The following is a 23,556-nucleotide window of genomic DNA, read 5'->3' as shown; positions in this document are numbered from 1 at the left end:
TCTACGCTCGACGGCATGCCTGATCACGCGCGCCCGATCCCGGTGGGGCTGTCCACGGCGTCGGTCTACCCCGAAGGCGCCGCGGCGGCCTTCGAGACCGCGGCCCGGCTCGGCTACGACGGGGTCGAGGTCATGGTCTGGTCGGACCCCGTCTCGCAGAATGCGGGCGCCCTGCTAGCGCTCGCCGAGCACCACGGGGTCGACATCGTCTCGATCCACGCGCCGACGCTGCTGCTCACCCAGCGGGTCATGAGCGCCGACCCCTGGGGCAAGGTCGACGCGTCGATCGAGCTGGCGCAGGAGGTCGGGGCGCCGACCGTCGTGCTCCACCCACCCTTCCGGTGGCAGAAGGAGTACGCCCGCACCTTCGCCGACGGGGTGGCCGAGCGGGAGGACGACACCGGCATCGTCCTGGCGGTGGAAAACATGTTCCCGTGGGCGGCCGGTGGCCGGCAGGTGCAGGCCTACCTGCCGCACTGGGACCCGGTGCCCCAGCCCTACGACCACGTGACGGTCGACCTGTCGCACACCGCGACCGCGCGCAGCGACGCCATGCAGATGGTCCTCGACCTCGACGAGCGGCTCGCGCACATCCACCTCGCGGACGGGCTGTTGACGACCCTCAAGGACGACCACCTCGTCCCGGGTCGCGGCACCCAGCCCTGCGCGGAGGTGCTGCAGCACGTCGCGACGAGCGGTTTCGCCGGGGCGGTGGTCCTCGAGGTCGGCACCCGCAAGCGACCCAAGGAGCGTGAGGAGGACCTGCGCGAGTCCCTCGACTTCGCCCGCCGGCACCTCGGGCAGCTCGCGGCCGAGCCGAGCGGCACCTCGGCCGGATCGGCGTGATGTCGGCCCCCGGCCGCCGTCGCCGGCCAGCCCGAGCCCGGCGCCGACCTCGTCACCCCGCTGCTCGTCATCGCCGGCTGGATCGTCGTGGCCCTCGCCCTCGTCAGCCTCACCCTGCGCCGCCGGACCGGGTGAGCGCAGGACCGTAGGCTGACGGGCGTGAGACGACTGCTCTTCATCGCCAATGCCTCTGCGGGCAGCTCCGACCGTGAGGCCCAGGAGGCCGCGCTGGCGGTGCTGCGTGAGGGCGGCGACGTCGAGGTCGTCGAGACCGAGTCGATCGACGAGCTCACCGACGCCATCGCCCGGCGTGACGGCCGCGAGGTCGTCATCGCCGGGGGAGACGGGTCGCTCCACGCCTTTGTCACCGCGCTCTGCCGCACCGGCGACCTCGGCGAGGACCCGCCGACGGTCGGCCTGCTGCCGATGGGGACCGGCAACGACTTCGCCCGTGCCACGGGGCTGCCCAAGGACCCCGCCGAGGCGGCACGCATCGTCCTGGCCAGTCCGGTGCGCCCCGTCGACGTGCTCATCGACGACGACGACAACCTCGTGGCCAATGCCGTGCACATCGGCGTGGGCGAGGAGGCCGGCCGCATCGCGGCGCCGTGGAAGGAGCGCCTGGGCAAGGTGCACCTGGGGATCCTCGGCTACGCCATCGGCGGCATCTCGGCAGGACTCGGGCAGCAGGGGCGGCACCTCGAGGTCGTCACCGACGGCGAGGTCGTCGCTGACGGCAGCCGTCGCGTGCTGCAGGTCGCGGCGACCATCGGGACGAGCGTCGGCGGCGGCTCGACGATCGCACCGGACGCGCGGCCGGGCGACGGCCGGGCCGAGGTCGTCGTCTCCTTCGCCGTCGCCCCGCTGCGTCGACTGCGCTACGCCCTGCACCTGAGCCGCGGGACCCACACCGAGCTCGACGACGTCGTGACCCGTCGGGCCGGGACCGTCACCGTCCGCGGGGCCAACCACGCCTTCGCCGCCAACGCCGACGGCGAGGAGCTCGAGCCGGCCCGGGAGCGGACCTGGCGGGTCGTCCCCGGCGCCTACCGTCTGCACACCCCGGAGGAGACGACGTGAGTGCCCTTGACCCCGACCACCTGCGCACCCGCCTGCTCGACGCGCTCGTCGCCCCGGGAGCCCGGCAGCGCACCGAGCGCTCACGCATCGTGCAGGCCGCCCGGCGGCGCTTCGTCGCCGGCGACGGGATCGATGACGCCGTCGCCACCGCGGCGTGGCTGCGTCGGACCAACCGGCTGGCCGCGCTCCACCCCCTCCTGCCTGCCGCGACCGATGCCGCGGCCGTCGAGGCGACGATCAGCGAGGCGACCACGGCCATCGAGCGGGTCGCGCCCGTCACGGCCGGCGGCGACTACCACTCCGAGCTCTACCTCGCGCCCGAGCACCTCGGTCTCGGGCAGGACCCGGCCCGCGCCGAGGAGGCCCTGCGTCGGGTGTGCACAGTCGGCGACGAGCACCGCGTCGACGTCACCCTGCGCTCCGGTCCCGATCACGCGATGGACACCCTGCTCGACCTCGTCCAGCGGGTGCGGCTGGACCACCCCCGCCTCACGACCTCGCTCGTCGCCCGCCGCCACCGCTCCGAGGCCGACGCGGCGATGCTCGCCGCGACCGGTGCACGGGTGCGCCTCGTGCGCGGCGGCACCGGCAAGCCGCGGGCGTCGAGCTGGCAGGACCCGCACGAGGTCGACCTCGCCTTCGCTCGTTGCCTGGCGACCCTGCTGGGCAGCGGCGTCCACACCGTCGTCGCAACCCACGAGCCGGTGCTCCTCGACCTGGCCGACGGGCTCGCCGACCAGTCCGGTCGTGGTCCCGAGGGCCTGGAGTACCAGTTCTTCCTCGGCGCCGACCCCGACCTGCAGCTGCGCACCGCCGACGCCGGCCACCGGGTGCGCATCCTCGTGCCCTACGGTCCGATGTGGCTCGAGCACCTGCACGACCTGGCCCGCCGTCCTTCCGGGATCCGACGCCTCGTCGAGACCCTGACCGACCGCGGCTGACCCGCACCACCGACCCAGGAGGACCCCAGATGACCACCGCGATCTACGGAGTCGGCGCCATGGGCGGCGCCATCCTCGACGGGCTCACCACGGGGGGCGACGGCGAGGTCCTCGCCGTCGTGCGCACCCCGGAGCGCGCTGCCGAGCTGCGCGAGCGGTACGCCGACCGGCCCGGGGTCGAGGTCGTCGACGCCCTCGCGGCCGCCGCCCGCGCCGACGTCCACCTCGTCGTCGTCAAGCCCTACGCCGTGGCGGACCTGCTCGCGCAGGTGCGCGACTCCCTTCGTCCCGGCTCGGTCGTCGTCTCCCTCGCGCTGGGGGTCTCCCTCGCCGACCTGGCCGCCGCGCTGCCGGACGGCGTCGCCGCGGTCCGGGGCATGCCCAACACCCCGGCTCGTGTCGGCCAGGGGATGACTGTGCTCAGCCCCGCCGCAGACGTCACCGCCGAGCAGCTGCAGCTCGTGCGCGACGTGCTCGCGCCGACCGGCGCCACCCTCGTGCTGCCCGAGGCGCAGCAGGGTGCCGCCACGGCCCTCTCCGGGTCGGCTCCCGCGTACTTCTACCTCGTCGTCGAGGCGATGGTCGATGCCGGTGTCGCCCGGGGGCTGACCCGCGCCGACGCCCTCGCCCTCGCCGGTCAGGCGGCCCGAGGGGCGGGCGCGATGCTCGTCGAGACCGGTGAGGAGGCGGCGCTGCTGCGCGCCCAGGTCACCTCGCCGGGGGGCTCGACCGCTGCGGCGCTCGCCCGCCTCGAGGCCCACGGGGTGCGGCACGCGCTCGCCGACGCCGTCGCGGCCTGCGCCGAGCGTGCGGGCTGATGGTCGCCGACTGGTCGGTGCGCCGCCTGACCGCCGACGACTGGCAGCGCTACCGGGCCATGCGGCTGGCGATGCTCCTCGACGAGCCGGCGGCCTACGGCAGCAGCTTCGCCCGGGAGGTCGCGTACGACGAGCAGAGGTGGCGCGGGCTCTTCGGGCAGGCCATCTTCCTCGCCGAGGCCCGCGACGGGCTCCCGCTCGGCGCCGCGACGCTCCTGCGGCTCGACCCGGCCGACGTCCCCGAGATCGTCGCGATGTGGGTCGCCGGCCATGCTCGCGGTCGGGGGATCGCCGATGCGCTCGTCGAGGCCGCCGTGACCGAGGCGGCGGACGGCGGCGCGACGGAGGTGCGGCTGCACGTCATGCTCGACAACCCTCGCGCCGTCGCCTTCTACGAGCGGGCCGGGTTTGCCTTCGACGGAGCCCACGGAGATGCCCCGCGATGCGACCGGATGAGTCGTGATCTGCCTTCGATCGGGTGAACAATCCGTGACCCGGCAGGGCATTTCGCCGGCGGGGATGAGAGACTCGCGCCATGAGTGAGATCACCGTGCGCGCACTGACCGAGGACGAGTGGGAGACCTACCGCACCCTTCGGCTGGAAGCGTTGCAGGAATCTCCTGACGCCTTCGTCGCCGACCACGCCACCGAGGCCGCCGAGCCCGAGGACTTCTGGCGGGCCCGCATGGGTCGCAGTGACCGCCTCGTCGCCGAGGCCGACGGCGAGCAGGTCGGCGTCGTGAGCATCGGCTCCGCCGGCGAGACGAAGTCCGAGACCGCCGGCCAGCTCTTCGGCCTCTGGGTCCGCCCCGACTGGCGCGGCCGCAGCGTCGCCGCGAGCCTCGTGCGCGAGAGCGCCCGCATCGCGGAGGGCAAGGGCCTGGGCCAGCTGTACTACTGGGTCGGGGCCGACAACGGCCGCGCGGTCGCCTTCGCCTCGAGCTTCGGCTTCCGGCCCACCGACGACCGCCGCCCGATGCGCGTCGCCGGCGACGACTCCGGCCAGGAGGAAGAGGTCGCGCTCGTCCTCGCCCTCGGCGAGGACCGCGGCTGACGCTGCCTCCACGACCACCGGCGCCCCTCCTCCCCTTCGTCCGAAGGGAGGAGGGGCGCCGTCGTGCGGTCGGCCCGGCCTACGGGCGCGCGGCCATCCGCTCGATGAGGGTCGTCGGGCCGCTGACGATGATGAGGTCGCCGCTGCGCACCTTGGTGTCCGGGCGGGCGTACGTGAAGTCCTGGCCGGGGGACTTGACCCCGACGACGGTGACGCCGTACTTGCTGCGGATGGACGACTGCTCGAGCGTGAAGCCGATCGCCTCCTGCGGCGGGGTCATCTTGACGATCGCGAAGCCGTCGTCGAACTCGATGTAGTCCATGAGCCGGCTGCCGATGAGGTGGGCCAGCCGCTTGCCCGACTCGATCTCGGGGGAGAGGACGTGGTGCACGCCGATGCGGTTGAGGATGCGCGCGTGCTCGGGGCTGACCGCCTTGGCCCACACCTTCGGCGCCTCGCCGTCGATGACGTTGACCGCGGCGAGCACGCTGGCCTCGATCGACGAGCCGATCGCCAGGACCGTCGCCGAGAAGGTGTGCGGCTTGAGGTCCTCGATCGTCGTCACCGACGTCGCATCGCCCTGGACGATGCGACCCACGCGGCCCAGGTAGGTCTCCGCGAGGGAGGGGTCCAGCTCGAGAGCCGTCACCCGGTTGCCGAGTCGGTGCAGCTCAGTGGCCACGGCGCCGCCGAAGCGGCCGAGGCCGAGGACGAGGACGTCCTCGTTGTGCAGACGCATGCGCGGCACGTGGTCCTCCGATGTGTCGGGTGGTCGTGGCACCTGACCCTAGTCGGGGTAGCGTCGGGCGCATGACGACACAGGCGTGCGCCATCTGGGGTGAGGACTTCACGCGGTACGACTTCGGCCCCGGTCACCCGATGGCACCGGTGCGTCTGGACCTCACGGCTCGGCTGTGCCGCGAGCTCGGTGTCTTCGACCAGGTCGACGTCGTCGACGTCGCCCCCGCGACCGACGAGGTCCTCCACACGGTTCACGACCCCGAGTACGTCGCTGCCGTCCGCGCCATCTCGGAGGACCCGACGGTCGCCGACGGTCGGTGGGGTATCGGCACCGACGACGTCCCCGCCTTCGCCGGCATCCACGAGTCGAGCGCTCGCATCGTCTTAGGCTCGATCGAGGCGGCCCGGCGGGTGTGGACCGGCGAGGCCGAGCACGGGGTGAACTTCACCGGCGGCATGCACCACGCGATGCGCGACCGGGCCGCCGGATTTTGCGTCTACAACGACATCGCGGCCGCGATCGCCTGGCTGCTCGACCAGGGCGTCGAGCGCGTCGCCTACGTCGACGTCGACGTGCACCACGGCGACGGGGTGCAGGAGATCTTCTACGAGGACCCCCGCGTGCTCACCGTGTCGGTCCACGAGTCCGGCCGCACGCTCTTCCCGGGCACCGGCTGGCCGGGCGACACGGGTGGAGCGGGCGCCGAGGGCACCGCGGTCAACGTCGCCCTGCCGCCCGGGGTGACCGACGGGCCCTGGCTGCGCGCCATCACCGCCGTGGCCGCCCCGGTCGTACGGGCCTTCCGGCCCCAGATCCTCGTGACCCAGCACGGCTGCGACACCCACCGGGAGGACCCGCTGGCGCACATGGCGATCTCGCTCGACGCCCAGCGCCAGGCGGCGGTCGACATGCACCGGCTCGCGCACGAGGTGTGCGACGGACGGTGGGTGGCCGTCGGCGGCGGCGGCTATGACGTCGCCGGCGCGGTCCCACGGGCGTGGACGCACCTCACGGCCATCGCCGCCCACCACCCCGTACCGGCAGCCACGGAGATCCCCATGGCCTGGCGCGAGCACGTCGAGCTCGTCTCCGGGCAGCTCGGGCCGGAGCGGATGGGCGATCTCGACGACAAGGACCTGCCGATCTGGGTCCAGCCGTGGGCGATGGGCTACAACCCGCACAGCGGCGTCGACCGGGCGATCATGGCGGCGCGTGAGGCGGTCTTCCCCCTCCACGGGCTCGACGTCTGGTACGAGTGAGCGCGATTTTTGCCCGACCTGCGGCGTGTCGGGTGGACGTGCGAGCAAAACCTGCCCCGCTCGTCTTCACAGTCGTCACATCTGCCCCTATGGTTATCCCCTGCGGGGCATGTCCAGGCTCGCCGGCACCGGTCGGCGGCACTGCCTTGCGGATGCAGAGGTGATCATGTCCAACGACCGACTGGGTGAGGTGCGTTTCCTCACCGTGGCCGAGGTCGCGTCGATCATGCGGGTGTCGAAGATGACGGTCTACCGCATGGTCCACAACGGCGACCTGCCGGCCGTGCGCGTCGGCCGCAGCTTCCGCGTCCCCGAGGACGCGGTCAACACCTACCTCGAGACCTCCTTCGTCGAGACCGCCTGACGGGTGGCGTGAGGGCCCTCGTCCGCCCCACTCGCGAGAGCGGATAGACTCGGTCCTCTGACTCGTACCCGGTGGGGCCTGCGGCCGCAGGATCGGCATCGCTCGAGGCACCACCGCAAACACTGATCACGACACGAAGGACATCCGCATGGGTTCTGTCATCAAGAAGCGTCGCAAGCGCATGGCGAAGAAGAAGCACCGCAAGCTGCTGCGCAAGACGCGCCACCAGCGTCGCAACAAGAAGTGACCACACGAAGGGGCCCGCACCCGGGGGACCGGGGCGGCCCCCTTCGTCGTGCCCGCGGGTGATCCCGGTCTCTCCTCGCCCAGGACGGGGCAGCGCAGGCCCCATGCGCGGCGGTGCGTGACTAGGCTGCAGCCGACCGTCCCTCGCACGTCCCAACCGCAGGAAGGGGTTCTGGTGCCCGAGACCGTCCTCGTGGCCGGCGTCTCCCGCCACCTCGGTGAAGCGTTCGCCCGCCGACTCAGCCGCGACGAGTCCGTCGGCCGCATCATCGGCGTCGACGTCGTCCCCCCGCGCCACGGCATCGGCCGGGCAGAGTTCATGCGGGCCGACATCCGCAGCCCCCTCATCAGCAGGATCATCTCCGGCAACGACGTCGACACCGTCGTGCACATGGGCGTCATCGCCACCCCCCGCGCCGGCGGTGGGCGGGCGACGCAGAAGGAGATCAACGTCATCGGGACGATGCAGCTCCTGGCGGCCTGCCAGCGGGCTGAGTCGGTGACCAAGCTCATCGTGAAGTCCACCGCGGGCGTCTACGGCTCGAGCCCCCGCGACCCGGCGATGTTCACCGAGGACATGTCCGCCAAGCGGATGCCCGGCTCCGGCTGGGCCCGGGACAGCGTCGAGGTCGAGGGCTACGTGCGCGGGCTCTCCCGCCGCCGCGAGGACATCGAGATCACGACGTTGCGCTTCGCCAACGTCATCGGTCCGCGGATCCGCACCGCCTTCACCGACCACTTCAGCCTGCCGGTCATCCCGATCCCCTTCGGCTTCGACGCGCGGCTCCAGTTCGTCCACGAGGACGACTGCGTCGCGGCGATCGCCCGGGCGGTCAGCCTGCCGGGCCTGGGCGCGGTCAACGTCGCCGGTGACGGCATCATCACCGTGAGCCAGGCGGCCAACATCGCCGGTCGCCCCTACGTGCTCGTCCCCCGCATGGCGACGGGCAGCATCACCGACCTGGCCAAGCGATTCGGTCTCATGGACATCGGCTCCGACCAGGTCGACCTGCTGAGCTTCGGCCGCGGGCTCGACACCCGGCGCATGCGTGAGGACCTCGGCTTCGAGCCGGCCTACACCACCCGTGCCGCCTACGAGGACTTCGCCCGTGCGACGAAGGGGAGGGTTCTGGACCGGCTCCCCTTCGCCCAACCCGGCTGGACGGCCGTGCAGGCCGCCGAGGCCGCGATGCGGGCCGTGACGCCCACCCCGGAGAGTGAGAAGTGATGGCCGAGAGCACCCCCGCAGCCCGTCGTGGGACCACGGCGAAGAAGGCCACCGCGAAGAAGGCCACCGCGAAGAAGGCCTCCACCAGCAAGGCCACGGCGAAGAAGTCCACGGCGACGAGGGTCGCGGCCAAGAAGACCGCGGCCGGGAAGGCCGTGGCCACGACGCCGACGAAGAAGTCCACGGCCGCGAAGAAGGCCGCGCCGGAGAAGAAGACCCCCGCGAAGAAGTCTGCCGCCGCTCGCCCGAGCACCGTCTCGGCGGCGGCCGACCGCGCCGGCGGCGAGCGCGCCCGCCGCCGCAGCACCCCGCTGCTCACCGGGCCGTCCGCTGCGGTGCCGGGTGCCGAGACGCCCCGGACCCGCGCGGCGAAGCCGGCCTCCCGGTCGACGGCTCGACCGACGACACCGCGCAAGCCGACGCTCACCGTCGTGCCCGGCCCCGACGGCGCGCCGCCCGCGGCGAAGCGGACGTCGCCCCCTTCGGGCACCCGGAGCGCCGCGCGACGTCGCACCGCCCGCACGACGACGCCGACCCGACCGGCCGCGTCGACCCGCACCACGCACGCGTCGGAGCAGCCCGCAGCCACCCCCGACAGCGGGCAGGCCCTCGTGCCGGGCCTGGCCGAGCTGCTGTCGGTGCTGCTGTCGGCGGGGCAGATGACCTCCCGCACGCTGGGCCACGCCGCGGGTGCGGCCGCCGGCGAAGGATGGGAGCGCCGTTTCAGCGAGACGCTGCAGTTCCTCCAGCGCCGGGTCAAGGGCGATTACGCGGTCGACGACTTCGGCTTCGACCGTGACTTCACGCTGCACACCGTCTTCCCCGTGCTGCGGCTGCTCAAGGACAAGTGGTTCCGCGTCGAGGTGCGGGGGATCGACAACATCCCGGCCGACGGCGGGGCACTGCTCGTCTCCAACCACTCCGGCACGGTGGCCATCGACTCGGTCATCACCCAGCTGGCGATCCACGACGCGCACCCGCAGGGACGCTTCCTGCGCATGCTCGGCGCCGACCTCGTCTTCCAGCTGCCCGTCGTCGGTGACGTCGCCCGCAAGACCGGCGCCACCCTGGCCTCCAACGCCGACGCCGAGCGTCTGCTGCGCGGGGGCGAGCTCGTCGGCGTGTGGCCGGAGGGCTTCAAGGGCGTGGGCAAGCCCTTCCGCGAGCGCTACAAGCTCCAGCGCTTCGGCCGCGGAGGCTTCGTCTCGGCGGCCGTCAAGGCGGAGGTGCCGATCATCCCGTGCTCCGTCGTCGGGGCCGAGGAGGTCTACCCGATGATCGGCAACATGAAGACGGTCGCACGTCTCGTGGGTGCGCCCTACGCGCCGATCACGCCCTTCTTCCCGCTCCTCGGTCCGCTCGGTCTCATCCCGCTGCCGAGCAAGTGGATCATCGAGTTCGGCGAGCCGATCGACACCGCATCGCTCGGGCCCGCGGCCGCGGAGGACCCGATGCTCGTCTTCGAGGTCACCGACCAGGTGCGCGAGACGATCCAGCAGACGCTCTACTCCGTACTCGTGACCCGACGCTCGGTCTTCTTCTAGGGGCGCTGTGGTGCCCGCCCTGCCCGAAGCCCGCGTCGTCATGGTCGGCCGCGCCGGGTGCCACCTGTGCGACGAGGCGCGGGCGGTGATCCAGCGGGTCGTCGCCGAGACCGGCGACGACTTCGCCGAGGTCGACATCGACAGCCACGAGGACCTCGCGCGCTACACCGACGAGGTGCCCGTCACCTTCGTCGACGGCCGTCAGCACGACTACTGGCGTGTGGACGAAGGGCGGCTCCGCTCGGCCCTGCAGGGCTGAGACCGGGTCCTGTCCACCGGATCCGCGACTTTGTGCATTTGTTCACAAGAGCGTAATGTCGAGGTGTTCGGTCGTCAGGCGCCGCTCGCCCTTCGGCCGGGAGAGGAGCCGAGCCCAGCCGTGTCCGTCGATCAGGCAGCCAAGCGTGAGATCCCTGACGCGACGGTCGCCCGGCTCCCCGGGTACCTCCGGGCCCTCGGTCAGCTGACGGCTCAGGACGTCCTCTCGGTCTCCTCCGAGGAGCTCGCCCACAGTGCCGGGGTCAGCTCCGCCAAGCTGCGCAAGGACCTCAGCCACCTCGGCTCCTACGGCGTGCGCGGCGTGGGCTACGACGTGGCCCACCTGACCTACCAGATCTCGCGCGCCCTCGGCCTCACCCACGACTGGCCGGTGCTCATCGTGGGCATGGGCAACCTCGGTCGCGCGCTCGCCTCCTACGGCGGCTTCGCGACCAAGGGCTTCAAGGTCGTCGCCCTGCTCGACCGCGACCCGACGCTCGTGGGGCAGCAGCTCGACGACCTGCGCGTCCAGCCGATGACCGAGCTCGAGTCCCTCGTCACGCCGGGGGAGGCGTGCATCGGTGTCATCGCGACCCCCGCTGGCTCGGCGCAGGAGGTCGCGGACCGGCTCGTGGCCGCCGGCGTCAGCTCGATCCTCAACTTCGCCGCCACGGCGATCCAGGTGCCCGAGGGCGTCCACATGCGCAAGGTCGACCTGTCGACCGAGCTGCAGATCCTCGCCTTCCACGAGCAGCAGCGATCGGGCGGCATGACCGACGACCTCCTGGAAGGAGCCGGCTGATGAGTCTCCTTGCCTTCGGCCTCAACCACCGACGAGCCCCGATCTCCGTGCTCGAGCGCGCGGCGCTCGACGAGACGAGCCTGTCGTCGATCATCGCGGCGGCCACGGCCAGCCCCGACATCACCGAGCACCTCGTCGTCGCGACGTGCAACCGCACCGAGATCTACGCTGAGGTCAGTGCCTTCCACGGCGCCGTCGCGGACCTCACCGAGGCGCTCACCGCCTCGACGGGCATCACCCACGACGACCTCAAGAGCCACCTCGACCTGCACTATGGCGACGCCGCGGTCGCCCACGTCTTCAACGTCGCGGCCGGCCTCGACTCGATGGCCGTCGGCGAGTCCCAGATCCTCGGACAGCTGCGTGACGCGCTCGGCCGGGGGCAGGACGACGGCCACGTCGGCCCGCACCTCAACGCACTCGTGCAGCAGGCACTGCGCACGGGCAAGAGGGTGCACTCCGAGACCGGCATCGACGAGGTCTCGCGGTCGCTCGTCACGGCGGGCCTCGACGCCGCGGAGGAGCACGTGGGCGACCTCGCCGAGGCGCACGTGCTCGTCGTCGGGGCCGGTGCGATGAGCGCGCTGGCGGCGACCAGCTGTGTGCGGCGCGGTGTCCGCGAGCTCACGGTCGTCAACCGCACCCACGAGCGCGGCCTCGCGCTCGCCGACCGGCTCGGCGGCTCGGCCCGGCCGGCACACGAGCTGGCCGGTGCGCTCGCCGACGCCGACGTGGTCATCTCCTGCACGGGGTCGACCGGTCTGGCGGTCACCCTCTCCGACGCCGCCGACGCGCAGGTGGCGCGGGGCGGCGCGCGTCAGGCCTACATCGACCTCGCGCTGCCGCACGACGTCGCCCACCAGGTCGACGACCTGAGCGGTGTCACCCGCCTGGGCCTCGCCGAGCTCGGCGACCTGCTCGGTGCCGACGGCGCCGTCCCCGAGGTGGAGCAGGCCCGGGGCATCGTCGCCGAGGCCGTGACCCAGCACCTCGGCAAGCGGGCGGCGAGCATCGCCGCACCCACCGTGCGCGCGCTGCGCAGCGCTGCCCAGCAGGTCGTCGAGCGTGAGCTCGCCCGCCTCGAGCAGCGCACCCCGGGCATGTCCGCCGCCGACCGCGCCGAGGTCGACCGGGCCGTCCACCGCATCGTCGACAAGCTGCTGCACCAGCCGACCGTGCGTGCCAAGGAGCTGGCGATCGACGGCCGCTTCGGTGAGTACGAGGACGCCCTGCGCCAGCTCTTCGACCTCCATGCCGAAGGGAGCAGCCTGTGACCACCCTCCGTCTGGGCACCCGCCGCTCTGCCCTCGCCACGACCCAGTCCGGCCACGTCGCCGACGCGCTGCGTGCCGCCGGCCACGAGGTCGAGCTCGTCGAGATCGTCACCGAGGGCGACACCAACCGCGCCTCGTTGGCAAGCATGGGCGGCACCGGGGTCTTCGCCACCGCGCTGCGCGACGCCATGCGCGCCGGGGAGGTCGACCTCGCCGTGCACTCGCTCAAGGACCTGCCGACCGCGCCGGCCCCCGGGCTGACCGTCGCCGCGGTGCCGGCCCGCGTCGACCCGCGCGATGCGCTGTGCGCTCGCGACGGGCTGACACTCGGCGAGCTGGGCGAGGGGGCCCTCGTCGGCACCGGCTCGCCGCGCCGCCGGGCCCAGCTCGAGGCGCTCGGCCTCGGTCTGCGCTTCCGCGACATCCGGGGCAACCTCGGCACTCGACTCGCCATGGTCGGTCCCGGCGACGACGAGCTCGACGCCGTCGTGCTCGCGGCCGCGGGGTTGACCCGTCTCGGGATGCTCGACCGCGTCACCGAGGTGCTCGACCCGATCCAGATGCTGCCGGCCCCCGGGCAGGGCGCCCTGGCCGTCGAGTGCCGCGCGGACGACGCGGCGGTGCTCGCCGCCCTTCGTCCTCTGGACCACGCCGATACCCACGCAGCCGTGACCGCCGAGCGCGCGATCCTCGCGGAGCTCGAGGCGGGCTGCGCCGCGCCCATCGGGGCGCTCGCCGAGGTCGTCGACGACGAGGACGGACCGGTGATCTCGCTGCGCGCCGTCGTCGCCGCCACCGACGGCTCCGGAGACCTGCGCCGGTCGATCACCGGCCCCCTCGGGGAGGCGGAGGACCTCGGTCGCCGCCTCGCCCGCACCCTCGTCGCCGACGGCGCCACGGCGCTCGCCGACCTGCAAGCCACCCACCCACCGACCGCTTCGGAGCAGATCCAGTGACCCCCCAGCGCTCTGCCGCACCCTCCACCGCAGCCCCTCGACGCCCGGCGCGTGTCGCCTTCGTCGGCGCCGGTCCGGGTGATGCCTCACTGATGACCGTGGCCGCGGTCGACCTGCTCGCCCGGGCGGACGCGGTCATCACCGACCGGCTGACCAGTGCCGACGTCCTCGCGACCCTGACGGCCGACGACGTCGACGTCGTCGACGCGAGCCACGGGGAGCACGGGCAGCAGCTGACCCACGCCATGCGCGCCAAGCTCGTCGTCAAGACGGCCAAGGCGCACCGGGGTGGACTCGTCGTGCGGCTCATGGACGGCGACCCGGCGACCTTCAACGGCCTGGCCGAGGAGGCGCAGGCCCTGGTCAAGGCCGACATCGACTTCGACGTCGTGCCCGGCGTCTCCGCCGTGAGCGCCGTCCCCACCTACGCCGGCGTGCCGCTCACCGCACGCAGCACCGGCGCGGTCCACGTCGTCAGCCTGAGCAGCGGCAAGCGCGTCGACCTGTCCGCCTCCGTCGGTGACGACGTGACGCTCGTCCTGCTCGGCCTGCCCGAGCAGCTCGAGCCGGCCTTCGCCAGCCTGCTGTCCGCCGGTCGGGCCGGAGAGACCCCCGTGGCGGTGACCCGGGGCGGGACGACGACGCAGCAGACGACCCGTGAGACCACCCTGGCCGAGGCCGCAGAGGCCCTCGAGGGTCTGGAGGAGCCGACGCTCGCTGTCGTCGGGCCGACGGTGGCGATGCGCGAGACCCTCTCGTGGTTCGAGACCAAGCCGCTCTACGGGTGGAAGGTCCTCGTCCCGCGGACCAAGGACCAGGCCGGCCCGATGACCCGGCAGTTGCTCGCCCACGGTGCGACGAGCGAGGTCGTGCCGACGATCAGCGTCGAGCCGCCGCGCACGCCGCAGGCCGTCGAGCGCGCGGTCCGCGGCCTCGTCACCGGGCGTTACCAGTGGATCGGCTTCACCTCGGTCAACGCCGTCAAGGCGATCCGCGAGAAGTTCCAGGAGTTCGGCCTCGACGCCCGTGCCTTCTCCGGGCTGAAGATCGCTGCCGTCGGCGGGGTCACTGCCGACGCCCTGCGGGAGTGGGGCCTGGAGCCCGACCTCGTGCCGAGCGGCGAGCTGTCCGCGCGCGGGCTGCTCGAGGAGTGGCCGCCCTACGACGAGGTCCTCGACCCCATCGACCGGGTCTTCCTGCCGCGGGCCGACATCGCGACGGACACCCTCGTGGCCGGCCTGCAGGACATGGGGTGGCAGGTCGACGACGTCACCGCCTACCGCACCGTGCGCGCCACCCCTCCGCCGGCGCCCGTGCGCGACGCGATCAAGCAGGGCGCCTTCGACGCGGTCGTCTTCACCTCGTCCTCGACCGTGCGCAACCTCGTCGGCATCGCCGGCAAGCCGCACGCCTCGACGATCATCGCGTGCATCGGTCCGGCGACGGTCAAGACCGCCGAGGAGGCCGGCCTGCGCGTCGACGTCATGGCCGCCGAGGCGACGGGTGAGAGCCTCGTCGAGGCGCTGGCCGACCACGGTCGTGAACTCGCCGCCGCCGCCCTCGAGGCCGGCGAAGAGGTCACCCGACCCAGCGAGCGCCGCAAGAAGTCGACGAGCCGCCGCAAGGCGAAGGGATGAGCGGGGTCGGCGCCACCGGTCCGGTCGTGCGGCCGCGACGGCTGCGGGGGAGTGCCCCCCTTCGTCGGCTCGTCGCGCAGACGCGGCTGCACCCGGCCGACCTCGTCCTGCCGGTCTTCGTCCGCGAAGGGATCGAGGCCCCGGTCGAGATCTCGTCGATGCCGGGCGTGCGGCAGCACACCCTCGAGTCGCTCGTCGACGAGGCGCGCGCCTGCGTCGAGGCGGGCATCGGCGGGATCATGCTCTTCGGCGTGCCGGCGACCAAGGACGCACGCGGCTCCGGTGCGGACGACCCCCAGGGGATCCTCAACGTCGCCACCCGGGCCGTCGTCGACGCGGTCGGTGACCGACTCGTCGTCATGACCGACCTGTGCCTCGACGAGTTCACCGACCACGGGCACTGCGGCGTGCTGGCCACGAGCGCCGACGGGCGCAGCATCGTCGACAACGACGCGACGCTCGAGCGGTACGCGTCCATGGCGCTCGCCCAGGCCGAGGCCGGAGCCCACGTGCTCGGGCTGTCCGGGATGATGGACGGCCAGGTCGCCCACGTGCGCGCCGCGCTCGACGCAGCCGGGCACACCGACACGCTCGTGCTGGCCTACGCCGCGAAGTACACCTCCGCGCTCTACGGGCCCTTCCGCGAGGCGGTGCAGTCGTCGCTCAGCGGTGACCGGGCGACCTACCAGCAGGACCCGGCCAATGCGACGGAGGCGCTGCGCGAGATCGAGCTCGACCTCGCCGAGGGCGCCGACTTCATCATGGTCAAGCCTGCCCAACCCCACCTCGACGTCGTGGCGGCTGCCGCAGAGGTCTCGCCGGTGCCCGTCGCGGCCTACCAGATCTCGGGGGAGTACGCGCAGATCGTCGCCGCGGCCGAGCGGGGCTGGATCGACCGGGACGCGGCCGTGCTCGAGTCGCTCGTCCACATCAAGCGGGCCGGGGCCCAGATCGTGCTCACCTATTTCGCCCTCGAGATCGCGGGGCGGCTGTGAGCGACGGCCCGTGGCTCTCCGCGGGGGAGCAGCAGCACTGGCGTGCCTACCTGCGGGGGTCGCGGCTGCTCGAGCGCGCCCTCAGCGATGACCTCGCCCCCTTGGGCATCCAGCTGACCGAGTACGAGCTGCTGTCCATGCTCTCCGAGTCGCCCGGCCAGCGGATGCGGATGTCCCGGCTCGCCGACGACATCATCCAGTCCCGCTCACGGGTGACCCACACCGCCGCCCGGCTCGAGAAGCGCGGCTGGGTCGAGCGTTGCCGCTCCGTCGACGACGGGCGCGGCGTGGAGATCTCGCTCACCGACACCGGTCGTGAGGCCCTCGCCGAGCTGGCCCTGGCGCACGTCCAGTCCGTCCGGCGCCACCTCGTCGACGCACTGCCGCCCGAGCAGTTCGCGGCGCTCGGGGCGGCCATGGCGACGCTGCGTGACCAGATGGCCCCCCAGCACCACGAGATCGGTCTCGACGACTAGCCCACCCGCCCCCCTCCTGCGCATTTCCCTAGGGAAATTCTCCAAGGGGTGCGCATCTGCCTAGGGAAATTCTCTGGAGGGTGCGCATTTCCCTAGGGAAATGACCTGTGGGTGGGTGATTTCCCTAGGGAAATGCGCAAGGTGGCCTGGGGGTCGTACGTCCCCGTCGGGAGCGGGGCAGGCGGTTTGGGAGACTGGGCCCATGACGCTCTCCACCACCGGATCGCAGGCCCTCTTCGACCGCGCTCGCGAGGTGATCCCCGGTGGGGTCAACTCGCCGGTGCGGGCCTTCCGTGGTGTGGGCGGCGTCCCGCGCTTCATCGCCAGCGCCGAGGGCGCCTGGCTCACCGACGTCGACGGCAACCGCTACGTCGACCTCGTCTGCTCGTGGGGCCCGATGATCCTCGGTCACGCCCACCCCGAGGTGCTCGAGGCCGTCCGGTCCGCCGCGGCACACGGCTTCTCCTTCGGCACCCCCAGCGAAAACGAGGTGGCCCTCGCCGAGGAGATCGTCGCTCGCGTCGAGCCGGTCGAGCAGGTCCGCCTCGTCTCCTCCGGCACCGAGGCGACGATGTCCGCCCTTCGCCTGGCGCGCGGGGCGACCGGACGCTCGGTCGTCGTGAAGTTCGCCGGCTGCTACCACGGCCACGTCGACGCGCTGCTGGCCCAGGCCGGCTCCGGCGTCGCGACCTTCGCGCTGCCCGACTCCGCCGGTGTCCCGGCGTCCGCGGCCGGCGAGACGATCGTGCTGCCCTACAACGACCTCGCCGCGGTCGAGGAGCTCTTCGCCGCCCGTGGCAGCGAGATCGCTGCGGTCATCACCGAGGCATCGCCCGGCAACATGGGCGTCGTCCCGCCCGCGCCCGGCTTCACCCAGGGGCTGCGGTCGATCACCGCGGCGCACGGTGCGCTGCTCATCAGCGACGAGGTGATGACCGGCTTCCGCGCCAGCCGCTCCGGTTGGTACGGCCACGAGACCGGGCCTGCCGGTGCTCACCCGGGCGGTTACGAGGGCGGGGCCCCGGACCTCTTCACCTTCGGCAAAGTCATGGGCGGCGGCTTCCCGGCTGCGGCCTTCGGCGGCCGGGCCGACCTCATGGCGCACCTCGCGCCCGACGGGCCGGTGTACCAGGCAGGCACGCTCTCCGGGAACCCCGTGGCGACCGCCGCCGGGCTGGCCACCCTGCGAGGCTGCACGGAGGAGCTGTACCCGCGCCTCGAGGGCACTGCCCGCGCCATCGCCGACGCCGCCTCCGCCGCCCTCACGGCCGAGGGCGTCGCCCACACCGTGCAGTGGGCCGGATCGATGTTCTCGATCTTCTTCCGCGACGGCGCGGTGACCTCCTTCGCCGACGCACAGGCCCAGGACACCGCAGCCTACGGGCGCTTCTTCCACGCGATGCTCGAAGCCGGCGTGCACCTGCCCCCGAGCGCCTTCGAGGTGTGGTTCGTCTCCGACGCCATCGACGAGGACGCCCTGGAGACCATCCGCGCGGCCCTGCCGGCCGCTGCCAGGGCGGCTGCTGCCGGCTGAGCCCGGACGACCCTCGCTGAGCTGGGTTCCGGCCGGGAGATCGGGCCCGGCGCTGGGGAAAAGTCCGGACCACTCCTCGAGGACGTCGCCTGGAGCAGGGAGTCCGGACTTTTCCTTGATTCGCGCCGGACCCCACCTCCCGTCCGGCCCTGCCGTGGCCGCTACCGGCTGACGGGGACGGGGTGCGGGGAGGGGGCTGAGCGAATCAAGCCGAAGTCGAGCACGACAACCGGACCACGCGAGCACGCAGGATTTCGGCCCAGCGAAGCCTCCTTCCCGCGCTCCGTCCCCAACCCGGCCAGCCGGGGTCAGGTCAGGGGCGGGTGAGGTAGAGGGCGTAGGTGAGTGTGCGCCCTTCGCGCTCGACCTCGAGGAGGATCTCCTCGGTGGCGCCCAGGGGCTGCAGGGTCGTGAGGAGGTCGGGCTCGCGCTGGGCAGCCCAGATGGCGAGGGTGCCGCCGGGGGCGAGCTGGTCGACGGCGGAGCGGAGGGCATCGGGGGAGTAGATGCGCGCGTTGGCGTCGTGGACGAGGAAGCTCGGGCCGTTGTCGACGTCGAGCAGGACGAGGTCCCAGGGGCCGAAGGGAGTGGCCGCGCCCCGCAGCACCGGTGCGATGTCGCCGGCGTGGACCCGCACCCGAGGGTGCCGCGCGACGAGACCGAGCGTGGGGGCCAGCCCGAGACGGGCCCACTCGACGAGGTCGGGCTCGAGCTCGACGACGTCGACCTGCCGCACCCGCTTGTCCTTGAGCACCTGCCAGGTGGTGAAGCCCAGGCCGAGGCCGCCGACGAGCACGCGGTCGGGTGACGAGGTGCGGGCCAGCGACTCCTGGGCCATCGCGACCTCCGTCGAGGTGTCGACGCTGTCCATGGCGAAGACGCCGGCGACGACCAGCTCGTGCACGACACCGTCGCCGGTCTCGCGCTCGCGCAGGGCGATCTCGCCGCGCGGGGTGGTCGCGGAGACGAGGGTGTGCGGCGGCGTGGGCTCCAAAGGTGATCATCCTTCTCCGGGATTCCGGCGATTTTTGCGACATCTGTGTTGTCTATTACGTCACGGTAACCGGGCCAATGTCACACCGTGGCGGGGCGGACCGGTGACGTGTGCCCGCTCACAAAGCGGTACCTTGACCCCGTGGCTACTACGACCCTCCCCGCGAAGAAGAAGGGGGTGGCGTCGTCCTCCATCGGGCTGAAAATGCTCATGGCTGGCTCCGGCGTCATCTTCATCCTGTATGTGCTCCTGCACATGTACGGCAACCTCAAGGCCCTCGCCGGCCAGGATGCCTTCGACACCTACGCGCACCACCTGCGCACCTTCGGGGAGCCGATGCTCCCGTACGGGGGTCTGCTGTGGATTGTGCGCATCGTCCTGATCCTCGCGCTCGTGGCCCACGTCTACGCCGCCCTGACGCTCATCGCGCGCAACAACGCCGCGCGTCCGGTGAAGTACCAGGTGAAGAAGAACCTGGGGTCCACCCTCGCCTCGCGCACGATGCGCTGGGGCGGGCTGGCCCTCTTCGCCTTCGTCATCTTCCACCTCATCCAGTTCACGATCGTCAAGCCGAACCTCTACGGGTCGGCCTCGTCCGAGGCGATCAAGGAGTCGCCCTACGTGATGATCAGCGCGGCCTTCGCCATGTGGTGGGTCCTGCTCATCTACGTGCTGGCGATGGTGGCCCTCGGGATGCACCTCTACCACGGCGTCTACAGCGCGTCGCAGACGATGGGCCTGAACCGCACCGCGGTCGCCCGCGCTCGCGCACGCGCCATCGGTGCGGTCCTCGCGGCCGTCATCGTCGTCGGGTTCCTCATCCCGCCGGTCTACATCTTCATCGACAGCCTCTGAGCAGGAGCACCCACACATGACTGACACTCTCAGCGAGTTCTTCACCGAGGGCGCGCCCATCGCGGACACGAAGGCGCCCGACGTCCCGATCGACCAGATGTGGACGCAGCACAAGTTCGACAACGCGCTCGTCAACCCCGCCAATCGCCGCAAGCTCGACGTCATCATCGTCGGCACCGGCCTCGCCGGAGCCTCGGCCGCCGCGACCATGGGCGAGGCGGGCTACAACGTCAAGAGCTTCTTCTACCAGGACAGCGCGCGACGGGCCCACTCGATCGCTGCCCAAGGTGGCATCAACGCCGCGAAGAACTACAACGACGACGGCGACTCGACCTACCGCCTCTTCTACGACACGGTCAAGGGCGGCGACTACCGCAGCCGCGAGACCAACGTCTACCGCCTCTCCGAGGTGAGCGCCAACATCATCGACCAGTGCGTCGCGCAGGGTGTCCCCTTCGCCCGCGAGTACGGCGGTCTGCTCGACAACCGCTCCTTCGGCGGCGTCCAGGTCGCCCGGACCTTCTACGCGGCCGGCCAGACCGGTCAGCAGCTGCTCATCGGCGCCTACCAGGCCATGGAGCGCCAGGTCGCCAAGGGCACCGTCACCGAGTACAGCCGCCACGAGATGCTCGAGGTCGTCCTCGTCGACGGCGTCGCGCGGGGCATCATCGCCCGCGACATGGTGACCGGTGAGATCGAGACCCACCTCGCCGACGTCGTCGTGCTCGCCTCGGGTGGCTACGGCAACGTCTTCTTCCTCTCGACCAATGCCATGGGCTGCAACGTCACCGCGGCGTGGCGTGCGCACCGCAAGGGCGCCTACTTCGGCAACCCCTGCTACACGCAGATCCACCCCACGTGCATCCCCGTCTCGGGCGACCACCAGTCGAAGCTGACCCTGATGTCGGAGTCGCTGCGCAATGACGGTCGCATCTGGGTGCCCAAGCGCGCCGAGGACTGCGACAAGGACCCGCGGGAGATCCCCGAGGAGGACCGCGACTACTACCTGGAGCGGATCTACCCCGCCTTCGGCAACCTCGTGCCCCGTGACATCGCCTCCCGCCAGGCGAAGAACATGTGCGACGAGGGCCGCGGCGTCGGCCCGCTCGTCGACGAGGTCGACGCCGATGGCAACAAGCGCCAGATGCGTCGGGGCGTCTACCTCGACTTCGCCGCGGCCATCGAGCGACTGGGTGAGGCGGCCGTCAAGGAGAAGTACGGCAACCTCTTCGACATGTACGCCCGGATCACCGGCGAGGACCCCTACAAGGTCCCGATGCGCATCTACCCGGCCGTGCACTACACGATGGGTGGGCTCTGGGTCGACTACGACCTGCAGACCTCGATCCCCGGCCTCTACGCGGTCGGCGAGGCGAACTTCTCCGACCACGGAGCCAACCGCCTGGGTGCCTCGTCGCTCATGCAGTGCCTGGCCGACGGGTACTTCGTCCTGCCCAACACCATCCGCTCGTACCTCGCCAAGGGGCCCTTCGAGAAGATCGACGAGGACCACCCGGCAGTCGTCGAGGCCAAGGCCTCGGTGACCGAGCGGATCGAGAAGTTCCTCTCGATCAACGGTGAGCGCAGCGTCGACTCCTTCCACCGCGAGCTCGGCAACATCATGTGGGAGTACTGCGGCATGGAGCGCACGGACGAGGGCCTGCGCAAGGCCATCGGCCTCATCCGCGACCTCAAGCAGGAGTTCTGGACCAATGTCCGGGTCCTCGGCGAGGCCGACACCCTCAACCAGAGCCTCGAGAAGGCCGGCCGCGTCGCCGACTTCCTCGAGCTCGGTGAGCTCATGTGCATCGACGCGCTGCACCGGCGCGAGTCCTGCGGCGGTCACTTCCGCGCGGAGTCGCAGACCGAGGACGGTGAGGCGTTGCGTCACGACGACGAGTTCGCCTATGTCGCGGCATGGGAGTTCGGCGGCGACGGCGCGCCCGTCCTGCACAAGGAAGACCTGAACTACAAGTTCATCGAGCTGAAGCAGCGGAGCTACAAGTGAGCATGGAACTGACCCTCAAGATCTGGCGCCAGGCCGGACCCACGGCGAAGGGCGAACTCGTCACCTACGAGGTCAAGGACATCTCCCCGGACATGTCCTTCCTCGAGATGCTCGACGTCCTCAACGAGCAGCTCATCGCCCAGGGCACCGAGCCGATTGCCTTCGACAGCGACTGCCGCGAGGGCATCTGCGGCATGTGCGGCCTGATGATCTCCGGAGAGGCCCACGGCCCCGAGCGGACGACCACCTGTCAGCTGCACATGCGCTCCTTCCGCAGCGGCGAGACCATCACGATCGAGCCGTGGCGGGCCAACGCCTTCCCGGTGATCCGTGACCTCGTCGTCGACCGCAGCGCCTTCGACCGGATCATCCAGTCCGGTGGGTACATCTCGGTCAACACCGGCGCCGCGCCCGAGGCGCACTCGGTGCCGGTGCCGAAGGAGAAGGCCGACCGGGCCTTCGACTCCGCCAAGTGCATCGGCTGCGGCGCCTGCGTCGCGGCCTGCCCCAACGCCTCGGGCATGCTCTTCCTCGGCGCCAAGGTCACCCACCTGGGTGAGCTGCCGCAGGGTCAGCCCGAGCGTGGCGGTCGCGTCGTCAAGATGCTCGAGACGCACGACCTCGAGGGCTTCGGTGGCTGCACCAACATCGGTGAGTGCGCTGCGGCGTGCCCCAAGGAAATCCCGCTCGACGTCATCAGCACGCTTAACGCCGACCTGCGCCAGGCGGCGCGGGGCGCACTGTGAGCCTGATCTGACGATGACGCGACGACCTCGCGCACCACGGCGCCGCGCCAGCCTCGTGCTGGCCGGCGCCGTGGCCGTGTCCGTGACGGCGTGCGGCCCGCTGGGCGGGGACGACACGGAGTCGTCGTCGACCTCGGCGGCCCCACCCCTCACGACCACGACGACGACCGCGCCGACGTCGTCCAGCTCCACGACCGCGACCGGGTCGACGAAGAACCCGCCGAGCGGCAGCTCGGTGCTCACCTCGTCGCGCGAGTACATGGCCTCGACCAACAACGTCACGATCTCGGGCACGGTCTACGACGCCGACCGCGACCTGACGATCACCTTGCGCTCCGAGGGCTCGACCGGTGGGCTGCTGTCCACGTCGAAGAAGGCCGGCATCTCCCGCGCGACGTTGTCGGTGCCCGGCGGCGGCACGATGGAGACGATCATCGTCGGCATCGACCACTACGTGCGGGTCAACAAGGAGTGGCTCGAGGTCTTCGAGGCGCCCGATGACAGCCCCATGCGCAAGAACACCGGCGCCTGGGTCAAGGTGCCCTTCGACGACTCGCCGCTCGACGCGTACCGGCCGCAGACCCTGCTGCGGGCCACCTTCTACGGGGAGTCCGTCACCCCCTTCGACGCGAAGAAGAGCCCGGCGAGCTTCGAGACGCTCGACGGTGAGGAGACCTACCGCGTCGCCATCCGCAAGGCGAAGGGCGACGCGCAGGAGCGTATCCTGTGGGTCTCGACGGCGCCGGGGGAGCCAGCGCCGATCAGGCTGAGCTACGGGGAGGGCGAGCGCCAGTCCGTCCTCGAGTACTCGAAGTGGAATCGCAGCCGGGAGGACTTCGCCAAGCCCAAGGGCGCGAAGGTCATGGAGGACCTCTCCTCGGACGACTTCTGAGTCGGTC

Annotated in this window: 25 protein-coding genes; 23 read left to right on the top strand and 2 right to left on the bottom strand. The window is 71.7% G+C overall.

Going from position 1 to position 23,556, the window contains the following annotated elements:
• Positions 1-15 precede the first annotated feature (15 nt).
• From CWN80_RS04430 to CWN80_RS04405, 6 genes are all read left to right on the top strand, one after another.
• A complete protein-coding gene (locus CWN80_RS04430; protein ID WP_007924121.1) occupies positions 16-846 on the top strand; it encodes a sugar phosphate isomerase/epimerase family protein in 831 nt (276 codons plus the stop codon).
• 159 nt (positions 847-1,005) lie between these two features.
• Positions 1,006-1,926: a diacylglycerol/lipid kinase family protein gene (locus CWN80_RS04425; RefSeq protein ID WP_007924120.1), complete on the top strand. Its 921-nt coding sequence runs from the start codon at positions 1,006-1,008 to the stop codon at positions 1,924-1,926.
• Positions 1,923-2,867 carry a proline dehydrogenase family protein gene (locus tag CWN80_RS04420; protein WP_128276938.1) on the top strand — a complete coding sequence of 315 codons (945 nt, stop codon included), beginning with the start codon at positions 1,923-1,925 and terminating at the stop codon, positions 2,865-2,867. Before CWN80_RS04425 ends, CWN80_RS04420 begins: the two co-directional genes overlap by 4 nt.
• A gap of 29 nt (positions 2,868-2,896) precedes the next feature.
• A complete protein-coding gene (gene proC / locus CWN80_RS04415; protein WP_128276937.1) occupies positions 2,897-3,685 on the top strand; it encodes a pyrroline-5-carboxylate reductase in 789 nt (262 codons plus the stop codon).
• Positions 3,685-4,167, top strand: a complete 483-nt coding sequence (locus CWN80_RS04410; protein WP_040880450.1) for a GNAT family N-acetyltransferase — start codon at positions 3,685-3,687, stop codon at positions 4,165-4,167. Before proC ends, CWN80_RS04410 begins: the two co-directional genes overlap by 1 nt.
• A gap of 53 nt (positions 4,168-4,220) precedes the next feature.
• On the top strand, positions 4,221-4,739 hold the full coding sequence (locus tag CWN80_RS04405) for a GNAT family N-acetyltransferase (RefSeq protein WP_007924116.1): 519 nt from the start codon (positions 4,221-4,223) through the stop codon (positions 4,737-4,739).
• Positions 4,740-4,818: 79 nt separating this feature from the next.
• On the opposite strand, the gene CWN80_RS04400 is transcribed toward CWN80_RS04405, so the two are convergent.
• Positions 4,819-5,478 (bottom strand): potassium channel family protein, encoded by a 660-nt coding sequence (locus CWN80_RS04400; RefSeq protein ID WP_051987785.1) that lies wholly within the window; start codon positions 5,476-5,478, stop codon positions 4,819-4,821.
• 71 nt (positions 5,479-5,549) lie between these two features.
• Here CWN80_RS04400 and CWN80_RS04395 point away from each other — a divergent pair, with 71 nt between their 5' ends.
• The 13 genes from CWN80_RS04395 to hemL all read left to right on the top strand — a co-directional run bounded on the left by CWN80_RS04395 (position 5,550) and on the right by hemL (position 18,054).
• Entirely contained in the window at positions 5,550-6,740 is a 1,191-nt protein-coding gene (locus tag CWN80_RS04395; RefSeq protein WP_007924111.1) for an acetoin utilization protein AcuC, read from the top strand.
• 166 nt (positions 6,741-6,906) lie between these two features.
• A complete protein-coding gene (locus CWN80_RS04390; protein ID WP_007924109.1) occupies positions 6,907-7,104 on the top strand; it encodes a helix-turn-helix domain-containing protein in 198 nt (65 codons plus the stop codon).
• A gap of 148 nt (positions 7,105-7,252) precedes the next feature.
• On the top strand, positions 7,253-7,351 hold the full coding sequence (locus CWN80_RS04385) for a 30S ribosomal protein bS22 (RefSeq protein WP_003792170.1): 99 nt from the start codon (positions 7,253-7,255) through the stop codon (positions 7,349-7,351).
• A gap of 174 nt (positions 7,352-7,525) precedes the next feature.
• Positions 7,526-8,578 carry an NAD-dependent epimerase/dehydratase family protein gene (locus CWN80_RS04380; protein ID WP_128276936.1) on the top strand — a complete coding sequence of 351 codons (1,053 nt, stop codon included), beginning with the start codon at positions 7,526-7,528 and terminating at the stop codon, positions 8,576-8,578.
• Positions 8,578-10,122, top strand: coding sequence for a lysophospholipid acyltransferase family protein (locus CWN80_RS15940; RefSeq protein WP_157986906.1), 1,545 nt, complete (start codon positions 8,578-8,580; stop codon positions 10,120-10,122). Before CWN80_RS04380 ends, CWN80_RS15940 begins: the two co-directional genes overlap by 1 nt.
• Before the next feature lie 10 nt (positions 10,123-10,132).
• Positions 10,133-10,381: a glutaredoxin family protein gene (locus CWN80_RS04370; RefSeq protein WP_238148059.1), complete on the top strand. Its 249-nt coding sequence runs from the start codon at positions 10,133-10,135 to the stop codon at positions 10,379-10,381.
• A gap of 120 nt (positions 10,382-10,501) precedes the next feature.
• Positions 10,502-11,182, top strand: a complete 681-nt coding sequence (locus CWN80_RS04365; protein WP_007924069.1) for a redox-sensing transcriptional repressor Rex — start codon at positions 10,502-10,504, stop codon at positions 11,180-11,182.
• On the top strand, positions 11,182-12,456 hold the full coding sequence (locus tag CWN80_RS04360; RefSeq protein ID WP_007924066.1) for a glutamyl-tRNA reductase: 1,275 nt from the start codon (positions 11,182-11,184) through the stop codon (positions 12,454-12,456). Before CWN80_RS04365 ends, CWN80_RS04360 begins: the two co-directional genes overlap by 1 nt.
• Positions 12,453-13,412 (top strand): hydroxymethylbilane synthase, encoded by a 960-nt coding sequence (gene hemC, locus CWN80_RS04355; protein WP_007924065.1) that lies wholly within the window; start codon positions 12,453-12,455, stop codon positions 13,410-13,412. Before CWN80_RS04360 ends, hemC begins: the two co-directional genes overlap by 4 nt.
• A complete protein-coding gene (locus CWN80_RS04350; RefSeq protein WP_128276935.1) occupies positions 13,409-15,049 on the top strand; it encodes a bifunctional uroporphyrinogen-III C-methyltransferase/uroporphyrinogen-III synthase in 1,641 nt (546 codons plus the stop codon). Before hemC ends, CWN80_RS04350 begins: the two co-directional genes overlap by 4 nt.
• Positions 15,046-16,044 carry a porphobilinogen synthase gene (gene hemB, locus CWN80_RS04345; protein WP_007924060.1) on the top strand — a complete coding sequence of 333 codons (999 nt, stop codon included), beginning with the start codon at positions 15,046-15,048 and terminating at the stop codon, positions 16,042-16,044. The genes CWN80_RS04350 and hemB overlap by 4 nt, the downstream gene beginning before the upstream one ends.
• A complete protein-coding gene (locus CWN80_RS04340; RefSeq protein WP_007924059.1) occupies positions 16,041-16,520 on the top strand; it encodes a MarR family winged helix-turn-helix transcriptional regulator in 480 nt (159 codons plus the stop codon). The genes hemB and CWN80_RS04340 overlap by 4 nt, the downstream gene beginning before the upstream one ends.
• Before the next feature lie 202 nt (positions 16,521-16,722).
• Complete coding sequence (gene hemL, locus CWN80_RS04335) at positions 16,723-18,054, top strand: glutamate-1-semialdehyde 2,1-aminomutase (protein ID WP_007924056.1); 1,332 nt, start codon at positions 16,723-16,725, stop codon at positions 18,052-18,054.
• Between the two features lie 313 nt (positions 18,055-18,367).
• On the opposite strand, the gene CWN80_RS04330 is transcribed toward hemL, so the two are convergent.
• The gene (locus CWN80_RS04330; RefSeq protein WP_007924053.1) at positions 18,368-19,048 is read right to left on the bottom strand and encodes a spermidine synthase family protein; all 681 of its coding nucleotides are present in this window, start codon (positions 19,046-19,048) and stop codon (positions 18,368-18,370) included.
• 141 nt (positions 19,049-19,189) lie between these two features.
• On the opposite strand from CWN80_RS04330, the gene CWN80_RS04325 reads away from it, so the two are divergent.
• Genes CWN80_RS04325 through CWN80_RS04310 form a run of 4 tightly spaced genes read left to right on the top strand, consistent with a single transcriptional unit; the run spans position 19,190 to position 23,549 of the window.
• A complete protein-coding gene (locus CWN80_RS04325; protein WP_040880449.1) occupies positions 19,190-19,903 on the top strand; it encodes a succinate dehydrogenase cytochrome b subunit in 714 nt (237 codons plus the stop codon).
• Positions 19,904-19,919: 16 nt separating this feature from the next.
• On the top strand, positions 19,920-21,911 hold the full coding sequence (locus tag CWN80_RS04320) for a fumarate reductase/succinate dehydrogenase flavoprotein subunit (protein WP_128276934.1): 1,992 nt from the start codon (positions 19,920-19,922) through the stop codon (positions 21,909-21,911).
• 2 nt (positions 21,912-21,913) lie between these two features.
• Positions 21,914-22,657 (top strand): succinate dehydrogenase/fumarate reductase iron-sulfur subunit, encoded by a 744-nt coding sequence (locus CWN80_RS04315; RefSeq protein WP_007924048.1) that lies wholly within the window; start codon positions 21,914-21,916, stop codon positions 22,655-22,657.
• Positions 22,658-22,670: 13 nt separating this feature from the next.
• Entirely contained in the window at positions 22,671-23,549 is an 879-nt protein-coding gene (locus tag CWN80_RS04310; protein ID WP_128276933.1) for a hypothetical protein, read from the top strand.
• Positions 23,550-23,556: the final 7 nt, after the last annotated feature.

Origin of the sequence: Janibacter hoylei PVAS-1 (assembly GCF_004025845.1) — a bacterium.
Lineage (GTDB): Bacteria > Actinomycetota > Actinomycetes > Actinomycetales > Dermatophilaceae > Janibacter > Janibacter hoylei.
Note: the sequence above shows the minus strand (reverse complement) of the source record. Positions and strands in the feature narration are given on the sequence as shown.